Genomic DNA, 13,134 nt, shown 5'->3' on the forward strand with positions numbered 1-13,134 from the left:
GCACAAAACAGGAGAATGAAAAGAGGAACGCGAAACAGAAAGTTTAGCGAGTTTCCGAACCAGAAGTCGCCTCACCTGTTTCGTACTAACCCTCACATAATTTTATGATGGCAAGTACCCAAAAAGGACTTTATTTTGAATAATTCTATGAACATCCGTGTTAACGGACATGAGGGGAAGAGCAGGAGCGTATTTTGCCGCTACCTGAAGACCGACTCGTACTGTCTGCCCTGGTTGCAAATTCGTCGCCCAGTCTTTCCCGGAACAGATAATCCGATTTTCTGAAATCCCGCATGTCATTCCCCAACTATTGCTAACCGCAACAGCTTTCGGGGATTCCCATGAAACAGACCACCCAGATACGGGCCGATCTGCAGTGAGCTGCAACTCAGCGACATACCCGGCGTTCCATGCGCCCTGCAATGACCACTTCACAGTGAGGCTTCCACCGGGCGCGCTTCCACCGGGCGCGCTTCCACCGGGCGCGCTTCCACCGGGCGCGCTTCCACCGGGCGCGCTTCCACCGGGCGCGCTTCCACCGGGCTCAGGCTGAGGTGTTAAAATTGGGCCCAAAATATCAACCTTCTCCTGTTCGGGGGTTCGCCAATCGGACTTGACAATACCGCCAGTGTCGAGACTGTTAGGATTAAAGCACCAGAATGAGAAACTCATACCTGTCTCTTTTAAATAGTCAACAATTTCCTTAAACCAAAGGCGATCACTCTGCGTTTGAAGATCTGTTCCGAATTCCCCAAGGAGAACCGGGGCAATTCCTTGAGCGGCTATATATCCCCACCGAGAACTCCATACTTTCTTAAGGTTTCCAGGGTATGTTGGGTCGTGAAACCATGAGTGGTCGGCAACTTCCTGAGGATAATCATGCGGCGAATAAACCACACGGTTTGACACGTTAAGGGCAACTTGTGCGGATGCGACGCCTGTTAATTCTCCTCCCCACTCCATACCCTCAACAATCACCAACAGATTTGGGTTTACCGCAAGTACCGCATTTCCGGCCCGGGTTGCGGCCAAACGCCAGTCCACAGCTGGGTCTCCGCACCCCCAACAAGCAGGCTGATGTGGTTCGTTATGCAAGTCAACACCAATCACAGTGCGGTTTTCTCGGTAACGGGCGGCAAGTGCCCCCCAGTCCGCAATCCATCTTCCCTCAGAAATTTTGGATGTGTACCAGAGTGGTGACTGGGCGGCAGATTCTGGCCGATGACGGTCAAGAAAGACACCGAGTCGAGCCTTGTGAGCAGCATCGACAACGCGATCCAAAAGCTGCAGCGGAGTTAAATTGACAAGGTCAGGATTTATATTCCCATTAATAGTACTAGTATTGTATCCAGATAAACATTCATTTGAGTAAGGAATTCGTACGGTATTAAACCCAAGCTGGGCTATTTTTCTCATTCCCTCATCCAGCGAGATAGTCCACAAACCATGCGGAGCGCAGGCTGAAGTTTCCATACCAAACCATGCAATACCCCTAATTACATAGGGTGCGTCGGATTCGGTAAGGATTCGTGAGCCAGAGGTATGAAGCCATCCATATTCAGAATGCTTTTCCGACGATGCAAAGGGACGTGCGTCAGCACCAGTTGCAGGGCTGACTGCGAGAATAATGCTCAGCAAGGCAATAGGGAAAGCCGCACTCGCTGCGAATCTTCTCAAAAAATTCATTTTGTATTCTTTTACCCTATTCTCAATTTATCTAAAACATTCTCAATATTTCTCTAAAACCGGGATTTTCTTAATAATGTATTTTCTTAATAATGTTTTTATGGAACTTTTTGCTACGAGATCTGAGTGCGACTCCTGAACTGAGGTCGGGCGCGCAAAAACCCGAGAAGCAGCAACAGAACCCCGAGAATCACCAGTAAAAACGCAAAGCCTGCCATGGGAAGCATGCTTCCGAGACCTGTACTGGGAAGCATTCTTCCCAGACCTCTGTGGGACCCAATCGGGTGGAGTACCTTATGCGCGGTGACAGTGGCTACCTTTGGGGTGGCTATGGTAGGGGTGGCTATGGTACTTGCGGAAGGAGAACCTGGTTTGCACACCGGGGCATTGCCGCCCTCGCCGTAATGATAGTTCGTATTGCTGTACTGTACCCACACGATGCACTCGCCGGGGGCGAGCTTGATGGGCAGGAATGCCTTGCCAATGAAAGCGGCACCCGGCTGATTATTGTTCGGATCGAAGTGCATACCGCCGCTGCGGCTGGTCGTACGGTAGTTGACATCACCATTTGCCGGGAACGTACTGCCATCGGTGAGAGTCACACCATCGACGGACACGCGGTAAGGAATCGCTACATCAGCGCGGGCGGCGACCTCCTTGTCAGGAGAGACCCCAGCCGATGGCTCCACAGACACGCTGCCCGGTTTAGTGGCAACAGAACCCTTGTCAGGAGAGACCCCAGCCGATGGCTCCACAGACACGCTGCCCGGTTTAGTGGCAACAGAACCCTTGTCAGGAGAGACCCCAGCCGATGGCTCCACAGACACGCTGCCCGGTTTAGTGGCAACAGAACCCTTGTCAGGAGAGACCCCAGCCGATGGCTCCACGGACACGCTGCCCGATGTAAGAGAGTCGTCGGCATGGGCCACAGCGTTTCCACCTACGCAGAGAGTCACAAGAACCACGGTTGCAACAACTCCACAAGAAAGAATATGGTTTCTCATGGTCATTTCTCATTCTTCGCTTACGGCTTTGAGCCAGTAATGATTAAAACATCTAATGTTTAGATATGAATCAGCTCCGAAGTTTCAATAACTTCCAATTGCCATAACGGTGGAGCCGTCTTATTAGTTTCGCTCCAAAATGCATTGGACGTCAACCCTGATTCGCCCTGGGTTTTGTTCCTATAGGGCGGTTTGGGAGACGGGTGTTCCCACGGGGGTGTCGAGGCCGACTACTACGGCTGCCATATCTTTCGCTGGCGACACGACGCAACTGCTAACGCGGTCGATATATGTCGGCCCGATGAGCGATCCGTCCCACCAGCAGCACACGGCGATCCTCATCGAGGGATGAACAGCACCCGGTAGTCGCCGCGGCGTGCAGAGTAGTAACCTTCGAGGTCGCCCTGCAGCGGCTTGCTCATCCGATACGGGTTACCCGGCAGCGTGACCGTCACGAACTCGACGACCGCAGCGACCACACGAGGCGGCAACCGGTCCAGCCCACGGATCGCTGCCGGCGCGAACTGAACATCCCAGCTCACCGCTTCGGCAACCCGAACCGCGCACGGACATCATCAGCACCGACAGTCGTACCGCTCTCAACGACTCGGCGACCCTCGGCGAGATCCTCGCGAATCCCGGACTGTGAGAGCCAGAACAGAGTCTCATGGAGCGAATCCAAATCATCCTGGCTGATCAGAACGGCAGCGCCGTGACCGTGACGAGTGATCTGAATGATCTCGTGCTCAGACTCCACCTCATCGATGAACCTTGAGAGCTTGTCCTTCGCCTCACTCAGCGACACAGTCTTCATCGCTTCATTCTAGCCTAATTATAGGCCTGAATACAGCCGAATAAGAGATGGTTTCATTAGTCGGCGTGGTGGTGGTGGCTGGTTGGCGGGGATGCTGGTGGAGTGTCGACGCTTGCCGGGGATCGGTTCATTACGGATACGTTGTGGGAGCGGTTGGAGTCGTTGATCTCGTCGCGGCCGCCGCCGGTCAATGGGTGGACGGGGCAGCCTCGGGTTCTGGACCGGAAGGGGGTTCGCTGGGATCGTGTTCGTGCTGTTGACAGGGATCCCGTGGAGGAAGCTTCCAGCCGAGCTTGGGTACGGGTTGGGGATCACCTGCTGGCGGTGTCTGCGTGAATGGTCCGAAGCGGGGGTGTGGGACGCACTGCGGAGGATCCTGCCCGATGAGCTCGACCAGGTAGGCATGATCTTCTGGTCAAGAACCTGCCTGGACTCCGTGAGCGTCCGGGCAAAAAAGGAGGGGGTGATCTCACTGGACGGATTCCAGCGGTTGTTACAACATGACGATTAGGTGTGCTGCCCAGGGCCGGGACGTTTTCAGGTGACTTCCCGGCCCTGCCACACCTGACCACCTGAAGCACCTGAAGGGAGCCACATCGTGGCAGAAATCGACATCACGCCGGCCGAGAAGCGCGAGCCGCTGATCATCAACTACGGGGAGATGCGGGTCGGACCGCTCCCTGGATCGGCGCCCAGTGAACTGCTGACGATCATCGACAGCATCCCCAAGCCCAAGGTGATGGCCGGCAAGCAGAAGGAGTCGTACGAGAACCTCGTCGCCTCCGCGACCGGTTCGTTCCTCTACGACCGAGTGATCCCGGCCGACCAGAAGGCACTGCTCGATCTCGACGACATCCGCCTGATCCTCCCCGCCTGGATGAAGTACGTGAAGTTGGGGGAATCCTAAGGCTCCAGGCGCTCCTATCGGAGTTCCCGGAGCCGTTCATCTACGAGCTCAGGCGCGGCGGCTTTGTAGCCGAAGACATTCTCGGCCGACCGGTGGAAGTCGATGTGTACATCGCCACCGCGGCATCGCTGCCTGAATCACCTCTCCACGCTGCGATTCATGGATGGGACTACCCCTTGTCGCGCGTGGGAATGCTTCTGCTGGATCTGATCGATTTGCAGGGTGCGAAGGCGTCCAAGAAAGGACAGTGGAAGCCCTTGCCGCGCCCATGGAAGCACGTGGAGAGGCTCGGCTTCACCGAGCTTTCGTACGACGAGGCGATTGAGCTGTTGAAGAACAACGCTGGTCGTTAGGCGGTCTGGTTCCTGGTTGCGTACGCGGCCTGGCGCAGGTCGGGACCGTAGTGCTTGTTCCACCACATGTTGTGCATGCAGTACTGGCACTTTTTGAAAAATGGCAGGAACAGCAGCCCGATCCCGCCCGTACAGGAACCGATCAACCACAGTGTGGAGGTGCGGCCGATGTTCCCACCACCGCCTTCGCAGAGTTTGCAGTCGATGCAGCCGCGCTGTGAATAGATGTTCTGGTGCTGGGACATTCCCTCTGGGTCCTTTCGGTCTCTGGGGCAACCGTATTGCGCACCGCCCCTCTTCCGGCATCCCATCTTCGGGTGGCCAACAACCCACGAAGGCCAGCCATCGCGCTGGCCTTTCGCGTATCCGCTCGGAGGTGAACCGTGTCCGAAGCAGCAGTCGCCGAAGTAACGATCATCCCGGTCTCCAAAGGCGCGCAAGGCCAGATCGAGCAGCAGCTCGGCGGTGATGCGGTCGGTGCGAAGGTCGGCGCGAGGATGGGCGCAAGCCTGATCTCCTCTCTGGGGTCGATTCTCAAGGGTACCGGGGCTGCAGCGGTCGCCACCGCCGCCACCGGGATCGGTGTCGCTCTTACCAGCGGGTTTGCCCGCCTGAACGACATCGAAGTCGCCAAAGCCAAGCTCACCGGCCTCGGCAACTCAGCCGACACCGTCAATGGGATCATGGCGAACGCTCTCGCCGCGGTGAAGGGAACCGCCTTCGGTCTCGGTGATGCGGCCACCGTCGCTGCTGGCGCTGTAGCCGCCGGTATCAAGCCGGGGGCGCAGCTTGAGGGTGTCCTGAAGTCGGTGGTGAACTCGGCTGCTACCGCTGGCACGTCCCTTGGTGACATGGGTGCGATCTACAACAAGGTCGCCTCGACGGGCAAGGCACAGAATAACATCCTGCAGCAGGTCGCCGACCGCGGCATCCCGATTTACCAGGCGCTCGCGAACCAGTTCCATACCACTGCGGGCGCCGTTTTCGACATGGCCTCACAGGGCAAGATCGGCTTCCACGCGTTCTCGCAGGCCATGACAACGGCCTCCGGCGCTGTCGCTCAAGAGATGGGCAAAACCATCCCGGGCGCCTTCGACAACTTCCACGCGGCCCTCTCACGCATCGGCGCCGGCGCCCTCAGCGGCATCTTCCCCAAAATCGCCCCGACCATCATGGCCATCACCCAAGCCATGGTCCCACTCGAGCCGCTCGCCGCGCAGCTCGGCGCCACCATCGGCGACCGACTGAACCCCGCCTTCGAATCCGTCACCGCTTTCCTGAACGGCGCCAACGGCGGCTTCACCGGCCTGTTCCAGACCCTCGCACCAATCGCCGGTGTCCTCGCCCCACTGACCGGTGCGTTCCTCGCCCTCGGCACGGGAGCTCTCCCCGCTGTGCTGGGCAAGATCCCGATCCTCGGTGACATGCTCGGTATGCTGATCGGTGCTCTCGCGGGCCTCATCGCAGTGTCCCCCCAACTGCAGCAGGCATTTGGTGTCATCGGTAGTCAGCTTGCGCAAACGTTCGGGAACCTCCTGACAACGCTTGGCCCGGTGATCGGTCAGATCGGGTCCGCGTTAGCGGTCATGGCGCAGACGATCGGTGGTGTGCTCGCCGACGCGCTGCTCACGGTGGCGCCGTTCCTGTCTCAGTTGGTGAAAATCCTCGGCGGTGTTCTCCTCGCGGTTCTTCCGTCCATGCTGACACTGATTCACCCAGCTGTCGGGCATCTTCTCGGCCCTCGCTGGGGCGCTCGTCCCGGTAGTGGGCGCGGTGTTGCAGGCTCTCGTGCCTGCGTTCTCGTCGATCGGTCCGATCATCGGCACCATTGTCTCGGCGATCGTGCCTCTGGTGTCGATGCTCGCGACAGCGCTCATGCCGATCTTCCAAGCGCTCGCACCGATGGTGACGACGTTGTTGTCTGCGATCACACCGCTGATCCCGATCGTGCTGCAGCTAGCGAGCTCTCTGGTGTCCGCGCTGGTGCCGATTCTCATGGGTCTTATCCAGGCGCTGTCGCCAATCATCCCCATGATCGTGAACCTCGCCGCGAAGCTCGTTGGCATGCTGGCCCCGATCCTGCAAGCCCTCGCCCCGCTGATCGGTCAGCTGATCACCGCGTGCATGCCGTTGGTTGGGGTGCTTTTGCCGCCGTTGATGGGCCTGTTCTCCGCGCTCATGCCGATCATCCAGGAGCTCTTCACTGTGTTCCTTCAGCTCCTCAAACCGATCTGGGGCTTAGAGATGGTTTCAGTAGTCGTTTTTGGTGAGTTTGCGGGCGCTGGTGATCGCGATTGCTAGAGCGACGAGCGCCGTGATCGTTGAGGCGGTGCGGTCGTAGCGAGTGGCGAGTTTCCGGAAGGCGAGGATCCAGGCCATGGTGCGTTCGACTACCCAACAGTGTTTACCCAGTCACTGTTTGGAGTCGACTCCGATTCGTGCGATGCGTGCCTTGATCCCACGACAACGCAGGTAACAGCGGACGCGGCGGTTGTCGTAAGCCTTATCGGCGTGGAAGATAACCGGGCGGCGTCTGGGCCGACCGCGGCCGACGCCCTTGATCGCGGTGATGTTGTCTAACACAGGTTCCACGAGCATGGAGTCGTGTCGGTTGGCGCCGGAGATCTCCACATGCAGCGGGAGTCCGTTGCGGTCGGTCAGGACATGGTACTTGGTGCCCCGTTTCCCACGATCCGTGGGGTTAGGTCCAGTGAGATCGCCCCCCTTTTCGCCCGGACACTTACGGAGTCCAGGCAGGTTCTTGACCAGTCGATCATGCCAGCCTGGCCGAGTTCGTCGAGCATGATCTTCCGCAGTGCATCCCACGCGCCCGCTTCGGACCATTCACGCAGACGCCGCCAACAAGTGACCCCGGACCCATACCCCAACTCGGGCGGGAGCTTCTCCACGGGATCCCCGTCAGCAGCACGAACACGATCCCAGCGAACACCTTCCGGTCAGGAACCCGAGGCTGCCCAGCCCGCCCATTGACCACAGGCGGCCGAGGCGGAATCAACGGCTCCAGCCGCTCCCACAACATATCCGTAATGAACCGATCCTCAGCAAGCGTCGACACTCGACCAGCATCCCCGCTAACCAGCCACAACAACCACCGCCACGCCGACTACTGAAACCACCTCTAAGGCCAGAAACCACCACCCGAGAAGGGGGATGGCATGAGTGCCGTCTTTTACACGAGCCATAACATCACTTTTTATCAACATGGCCGAACGCTACTCTCCAGCCATACACACCGGCAACACCCCTGCGGTAGGTGTGTGGCTGCGGCGTTTGCAGCGGCCGGTAGGCGAACCATTCGGAGAATGGTGACCCGCTCGGCAGACGGCATCGTGGGTGTTCGGCAGGTAGGCCGTTCTGCTGGTGCTCGCGGTAGAAGCTGGACAAACTTCGCGGCCGTCAGCTGCTTCTCGGTCATCTCCACCGCCAACGCTGAACGTGTTCGTGATCGCCTTCGCCGGCCGTGGCTGACTCCCTGGCCTTAACTGAGCCTTAGGGTCACCGTCCGTTTCCACCATTTTTTGGATAGGCCTCCCCGCAGACCCGCTCATGGGGTTAACCTCTTCCCTGCCTCCCAGACAGGCCCCCTCATGAGGGGCCTGTCTGGGGGGAATGCTCGCTCGTATGGTGCGAGGGGTAGCAGGAATTGAGGAGGTTTTGATGTTGGGTGTGTTCTCACAATCTTGGAGGGTTCGGGTTGTGGCGGGGGTGGCTGGTTTGGTTGTCGCGGGGCTGGTTGCCGGGTCGTCTGTTGTGCTGGTTTCGCGCGTGGACTCGGCCGTGGGGTCACCGATGCGTGATACCAAGACGGTGGTCGACTCTCGTACCCGCCCGGTTCCCCAGGCTGAGGAGGGGCCGTCGGAAGATGATGGCGGTTTTTCGTTCACCGTGCCAGGCGAGCAGACGAATGAGGTTGTCGATGCGGGTGGTGTTTCCCGGCGACCGTTTCATGGCACCGGGCGTGCTTTGGGTTCTACAAAGGTAGGGGAGACGGTTATGAGTGTTTTTCCGACCGAGAATGCTCTGCAGGTTCTGATGCGGGTGCCGTCACCAGGTGCGGTAAGGGAGTACCGGTTCCCGTTACAGATGATGAAAGGTCTTCACCCTGTTATCCGCCAGGACGGTTCCGTAGCTGTTGTTAGTGACGGGCAGAATGATCCGGTCGGAGGGTTCGCTGTTCCCTGGGCTGTAGACGCGCACGGCGAAAAGGTGGGGGCTTCCTTCCGCCTCGAAGGAGGCGACCTTGTAGAAACCATCAATGTGCGGCGCGCAACGGTCTTCCCTGTTACGGCAAGCCTTGAGCAGGTTATGCAAGAAGGTCAGTAGACCGGAAGTGTTCGTGAGAACTATTTCCAGTAAACAGCTTTTTCCAATGTTTCTTAGAGGACTTGTTTCCGTTTTGAAAGGTAAGGTTTTTAGTTTGTTTAGTTTTCGTCGGCGTGTTTTACGTCGCCGAGCATCGATCGCGGGTCTCGTACTAGCTTTGGTCGTCGGCCTGGGGGTAGCCACCACAGGGCCCGCGTCCGCAGTCGAACCCATCCGTTTGGGCCCGATGGTTGTCGGGGGAACCGAACTACAATTCCCTTCGGGGACCTGTACGGCAGGTTTAGTGATGGTCAATACCCGTTGGTGGAACAACATCACGGCATATCAGCGGAATACTCGCTATGTGCTGACCGCGGGTCACTGCGGAAATGAAGGTGACCGTGTGAGTCTCAACGGACAACGTATCGGATCGGTTTACTGGAAAAACCAGAAACCTGACATGATGGTTGTTCAGGTTAAGCCGACTGTTACTTCCACGCCTCATTGTACTCAGGACCGTTCCGGGTTCCATTGCATTCTGATTTATCACAGCGCCCCGCGCGCTTCAGGCCGAGTTATAACATATGTGCCACGGCTGCGTGAGTTTGGTACTGTTCCTGTCGCGATTTGGTGGGATGGTGCCCCCGAACGTAGCTTTAATGCCTGCGTGAGCGGCGCAATCTCGAGTTTCAGTTGTGGTTGGCGGAATTACACTCTTCCCCACGACGCTCCTGCGATCCCTGGTCAGAGGGCTATGCTCGGTACTACCGTTGTTGCAGCCGAAGGGGATTCGGGAGCCCCGGTATTCAGTAATCCCACCGACGACCCGAACGCCGGTGTCACCGTCTACGGTATAGTCCTAGGGGGTTTCCGTCCCCCAATATCGCGAAATGCCATGCGTTATCTGACTGCTGGGGTTTTCTTCACTGAGTGGGAGTGGAGCCAAGCTTATGCTTTGGCTCCAGCATAGCCAGCTCCCTAGGAGGGTATGCTCGGAGCCTGCAGACACCTAACACCAACCTGCCCCAGCCCACTGACTCTTGGGTTCTAACGGTCGTTGCAACACCTGGACTTTCTGGGGGTTGTAACGACCGTGTCCCGTTTAAGGAGCTATTCGAGGGATCGACACCGTTCTGCAAGCAGAACGGTACGGCCGGTACTCCTATCCGCCGCACGTCGTGGCGCTGCAATTCGCGCTGGAGCGCGTGCATGCCTACGCGACCAGGAACGGCGAGAGGGTGCGGGTGATCGCCGATAGAGTCCCGGACCAGTTAGCGCACGAAGCGCGCATCGCCCGGTATCAGCAAATGGGGACTATGGGCTATCGGCGCACGTTCCTGGAGTCCATCGAGATGCCGTTCCAATGGGAGGACTCCCGGATGCACCGCAACCTTCAGGCGGTAGACATGGCCACGTTCCTGTTCCGACGCTGGGACTCCCACCACGAGTCGAACACGTTCCAGCAGGAGTCTATACAGCGCCTATGGAACACAATGCGCCGCAGCACCAAGCACTACCTCACCTAGTGACCCTAGATAGCACTAGAGCCCCGCGAAGCGAGGCCCTAGGCAGTACAACGTGACGAACCCCGCCCCGTCATAGAGCAGAGATAACAGATACGCCCGGCAGAGACGACACACGGAGATCATCGTGGATCCAGCTGCGTGCCCACACCCGTTATATTTTCACAGCGAAAAGCACATTTCTATCGGCGGAGGGTCAGAATGTTCCAGACCGCCAAACCAAGGGGCAACAGCACCCACCACGGCGACACATCGCCTGGGACCACGCCGATCAACACCAAGACGATCGCGACAGCTGCCACCACCAGTAGGGCAACAGAGAGCAGGTCGACGTCTCCGTAACGCCTATGACTGTAACGAGAGTGGTGCGCCCGCATTTCCGTCATCTGTGCCTCGTCTAGTTCGCCTTGCGCCGACAATCGACCAGTCTGTGGACGTACGACCGTTTGTGATCATACGGACCTCACGAATAGTGACCTCGAAGAGATCATTCTTGTGAAGGAGCCGCCTCGTGGCATACCCTGGATTGGGAAGAGGGGGAGGTTAGAGGTCGATACATCATGGATGTCATTGTCTTCGCGCTCTTGCTCGCGGTTGCGCTTGTCGTCGTCTTCCGACGCAAGCGATGGCTTGTGGTCACGAGTTGGGGGATCGGCGCGTTCGCGGCCATGCTGCTGTTCCTCCACCACGTCACCAGCGTTCTGCCGTTGAGCTTCTAGGAGGATGCCACCCATGACTCAGACAATCCAGATGCGCCGACCAGGCGCCGAGGCATCCGTCCGTGGTTTGCTGCGTACGCTTGGCTTTTGGGCGCAGGTGGCCTTTGTGCTCGCCTACGTCGGCATCCTCTCGACTGCCATGTTCGTGTTCCAGTTCGGTCTCGGAGAGTTCCCATGTCCGCTGTGCATCACGCAGCGGATGGGAATGATCGTGGCCACTCTGGGGGCGGTCTTCATTCTCGTCCAGGCATTGCGGGGAACGCTCGACATGCGCGGCTATACCACCGGGCTCGGGATGTCTCTTCTCGGTGCCATCCTCGGCGCGGCAATGTCGGTCCGGCAGGTCCTGCTCCACATCGAGCCGGGCGACCTCGGTTACGGCACGGCGGTGTTCGGGAAGCACCTCTACACCTGGGCCCTCGTGACGTTCATCGTCGTGGCGGTGTTCGTCGGCGCGCTCCTGCTCGGCTCAGACGCCTTCTTTCCGATCGCGCCGCGTTCGGCTGCGCTACGCGTGATCGTGTGGATTCTCGTCTGGGCCTTCGTCGCGACGATCGCGGTCAACCTGGTCGTGGTGTTCGTCGAGCTCGGATTCAATTGGTTCCTCCCCGACAATCCCACCCGCTACGAGCTCCTCTACCAGATAGGCATCCGGCGCTGACCCGCCTGCCCCACCCGCAACCGGCTCACCCCAGCGCCACCCTGCACCCTCACACGAGAAGAGTGAGCCCGGTCTGTTTTGCCGTCTTCGAACACGGAGATCCGAGTCTAGGGACTGCTGAGGGTTTGATGACTCCCTATCTGTGGTGACCGGCGCGCGGGAACCCCTCAGCGCAACACGCCGAATAGTCCGTGAATATTTGACAGGGACAATTTTATTGTCCAGTCCCACAACCACCAACAAACCCCACCCTCTGCCCACACTTGACAAGATTTCGCACGGGCGGGCATGCCTTCAGATGTCCGCAAAAGTCCCGGAATTACAAGGAAAATTCTGGATAGCCACGTAAAACCAGGCTGTGAATTTGGGGTCGAATCCCACTGGGGGCACCTGCTGTTCGACGCTCCAGCCTCGATCCAGATGAAGGGGTCGGCCGTTGGAGCAACCGCCCTTCCGATGGCTTCGTATTGTGCTGCCTGGTCGAGGGAGAGGCTGAAGTCGGGTCTGCCGAACGGAGAGGTGACGACAGGCAACGCCCGGGCGTGTTCGGCCGCACCGCCATGACGCGCGGCTTCTGGCCGATCATGGCCGGTCGAGGAGCGCCCGGGCTCGGCCGAGCATGGCCGGGTCGACTATCTCGCCGGAGGGAAGGGTTCCGACACCGCCATCCCCGGCCGCCGCGAGAACCGCGCGCGCCCAAGCCAGCTCGTCCGGCTCCGGGGCGAAGACCTCCGCGATCACCGGGAGCTGGGTCGGATGCACGGCGGTGCGCCCCACCCAGCCCAGACGGCGGCCGCGTTCGGTGTCGGCACGCAGGCCCGCGAGATCGGGAATGTTCGGGTAGACCGACAGCATCGGCGCGGGCAGGCCGGCGGCGCGGGCGGCGAAGAGCAGCCGCAGCCGGGCGTGGTCGAGCAGAGCCGGGTCGCGGGAGCCCAGGTCGCTGGCAAGGTCCGACTCCCCGAGCGCCAGCCGGGAGACAACCGGGTGCGCGGCGATGGCGGCGGCGTTCTCCACGCCCCGGGCCGTCTCGATCAGCGCGGTGAGCCGCAGCGGCCCGACCAGGCCCGCCAGGTGGTCTAGGTGTGCTGCTCAGGGCAGTTGGTTGAGGTGTGACGCGATAGATGGGTGAGGACCTCCCGGT

12 protein-coding genes and 2 pseudogenes are annotated in these 13,134 nt (G+C 59.2%); 8 read left to right on the forward strand and 6 right to left on the reverse strand.

Going from position 1 to position 13,134, the window contains the following annotated elements:
• Nucleotides 1–102 precede the first annotated feature (102 nt).
• From O159_RS14100 to O159_RS08840, 3 genes are all read right to left on the reverse strand, one after another.
• Complete coding sequence (locus O159_RS14100; RefSeq protein ID WP_081689947.1) at nt 103–1,686, reverse strand: cellulase family glycosylhydrolase; 1,584 nt, start codon at nt 1,684–1,686, stop codon at nt 103–105.
• 1,342 nt (nt 1,687–3,028) lie between these two features.
• Nucleotides 3,029–3,232 carry a type II toxin-antitoxin system RelE family toxin gene (locus tag O159_RS08835; protein WP_021755447.1) on the reverse strand — a complete coding sequence of 68 codons (204 nt, stop codon included), beginning with the start codon at nt 3,230–3,232 and terminating at the stop codon, nt 3,029–3,031.
• On the reverse strand, nt 3,229–3,504 hold the full coding sequence (locus O159_RS08840; protein WP_011186918.1) for a type II toxin-antitoxin system Phd/YefM family antitoxin: 276 nt from the start codon (nt 3,502–3,504) through the stop codon (nt 3,229–3,231). Before O159_RS08840 ends, O159_RS08835 begins: the two co-directional genes overlap by 4 nt.
• A 78-nt stretch (nt 3,505–3,582) precedes the next feature.
• Here O159_RS08840 and O159_RS14105 point away from each other — a divergent pair.
• From O159_RS14105 to O159_RS14570, 3 genes and pseudogenes are all read left to right on the forward strand, one after another.
• Nucleotides 3,583–3,895 (forward strand): annotated as a pseudogene (locus O159_RS14105) (transposase); the annotation flags it as partial.
• A gap of 207 nt (nt 3,896–4,102) precedes the next feature.
• Nucleotides 4,103–4,411, forward strand: coding sequence for a hypothetical protein (locus tag O159_RS08850; protein ID WP_021755450.1), 309 nt, complete (start codon nt 4,103–4,105; stop codon nt 4,409–4,411).
• A gap of 104 nt (nt 4,412–4,515) precedes the next feature.
• On the forward strand, nt 4,516–4,764 hold the full coding sequence (locus tag O159_RS14570) for a hypothetical protein (protein ID WP_021755452.1): 249 nt from the start codon (nt 4,516–4,518) through the stop codon (nt 4,762–4,764).
• Here O159_RS14570 and O159_RS08855 read toward each other — a convergent pair.
• On the reverse strand, nt 4,761–5,009 hold the full coding sequence (locus O159_RS08855) for a hypothetical protein (protein ID WP_021755454.1): 249 nt from the start codon (nt 5,007–5,009) through the stop codon (nt 4,761–4,763). The two genes, O159_RS14570 and O159_RS08855, sit on opposite strands and share 4 nt — an antisense overlap.
• Nucleotides 5,010–5,147: 138 nt before the next feature.
• Here O159_RS08855 and O159_RS14575 point away from each other — a divergent pair, with 138 nt between their 5' ends.
• On the forward strand, nt 5,148–7,034 hold the full coding sequence (locus tag O159_RS14575) for a tape measure protein (protein ID WP_021755456.1): 1,887 nt from the start codon (nt 5,148–5,150) through the stop codon (nt 7,032–7,034).
• Here the strand turns inward: O159_RS14575 and O159_RS14110 are convergent.
• Nucleotides 7,015–7,873: pseudogene (locus O159_RS14110) on the reverse strand (IS5 family transposase). The gene O159_RS14575 and the pseudogene O159_RS14110 overlap by 20 nt on opposite strands.
• Before the next feature lie 569 nt (nt 7,874–8,442).
• Between O159_RS14110 and O159_RS14580 the strand changes: the two are divergent.
• From O159_RS14580 to O159_RS08890, 4 genes are all read left to right on the forward strand, one after another.
• Nucleotides 8,443–9,108, forward strand: a complete 666-nt coding sequence (locus O159_RS14580; RefSeq protein WP_144267626.1) for a hypothetical protein — start codon at nt 8,443–8,445, stop codon at nt 9,106–9,108.
• 1,157 nt (nt 9,109–10,265) lie between these two features.
• Entirely contained in the window at nt 10,266–10,613 is a 348-nt protein-coding gene (locus O159_RS08880; protein ID WP_021755458.1) for a DUF3800 domain-containing protein, read from the forward strand.
• 557 nt (nt 10,614–11,170) lie between these two features.
• Nucleotides 11,171–11,329: a DUF5993 family protein gene (locus O159_RS15040; RefSeq protein ID WP_169725680.1), complete on the forward strand. Its 159-nt coding sequence runs from the start codon at nt 11,171–11,173 to the stop codon at nt 11,327–11,329.
• Nucleotides 11,330–11,342: 13 nt separating this feature from the next.
• Complete coding sequence (locus tag O159_RS08890) at nt 11,343–11,990, forward strand: disulfide bond formation protein B (protein WP_201766214.1); 648 nt, start codon at nt 11,343–11,345, stop codon at nt 11,988–11,990.
• 582 nt (nt 11,991–12,572) lie between these two features.
• Here the strand turns inward: O159_RS08890 and O159_RS08895 are convergent.
• Nucleotides 12,573–13,064, reverse strand: a complete 492-nt coding sequence (locus O159_RS08895) for an aldolase/citrate lyase family protein (RefSeq protein ID WP_081689858.1) — start codon at nt 13,062–13,064, stop codon at nt 12,573–12,575.
• Nucleotides 13,065–13,134: the final 70 nt, after the last annotated feature.

Source organism: Leifsonia xyli subsp. cynodontis DSM 46306 (genome assembly GCF_000470775.1).
GTDB classification, from domain to species: domain Bacteria; phylum Actinomycetota; class Actinomycetes; order Actinomycetales; family Microbacteriaceae; genus Leifsonia; species Leifsonia cynodontis.

Coding starts and splice junctions, on each gene's coding strand:
- O159_RS14100 (WP_081689947.1), bottom strand. CDS start 1,686: ATGAATTTTTTGAGAAGATTCGCAGCGAGTGCGGCTTTCCCTATTGCC.
- O159_RS08840 (WP_011186918.1), bottom strand. CDS start 3,504: ATGAAGACTGTGTCGCTGAGTGAGGCGAAGGACAAGCTCTCAAGGTTC.
- O159_RS08855 (WP_021755454.1), bottom strand. CDS start 5,009: ATGTCCCAGCACCAGAACATCTATTCACAGCGCGGCTGCATCGACTGC.
- O159_RS14580 (WP_144267626.1), top strand. CDS start 8,443: ATGTTGGGTGTGTTCTCACAATCTTGGAGGGTTCGGGTTGTGGCGGGG.
- O159_RS15040 (WP_169725680.1), top strand. CDS start 11,171: ATGGATGTCATTGTCTTCGCGCTCTTGCTCGCGGTTGCGCTTGTCGTC.
- O159_RS08890 (WP_201766214.1), top strand. CDS start 11,343: ATGACTCAGACAATCCAGATGCGCCGACCAGGCGCCGAGGCATCCGTC.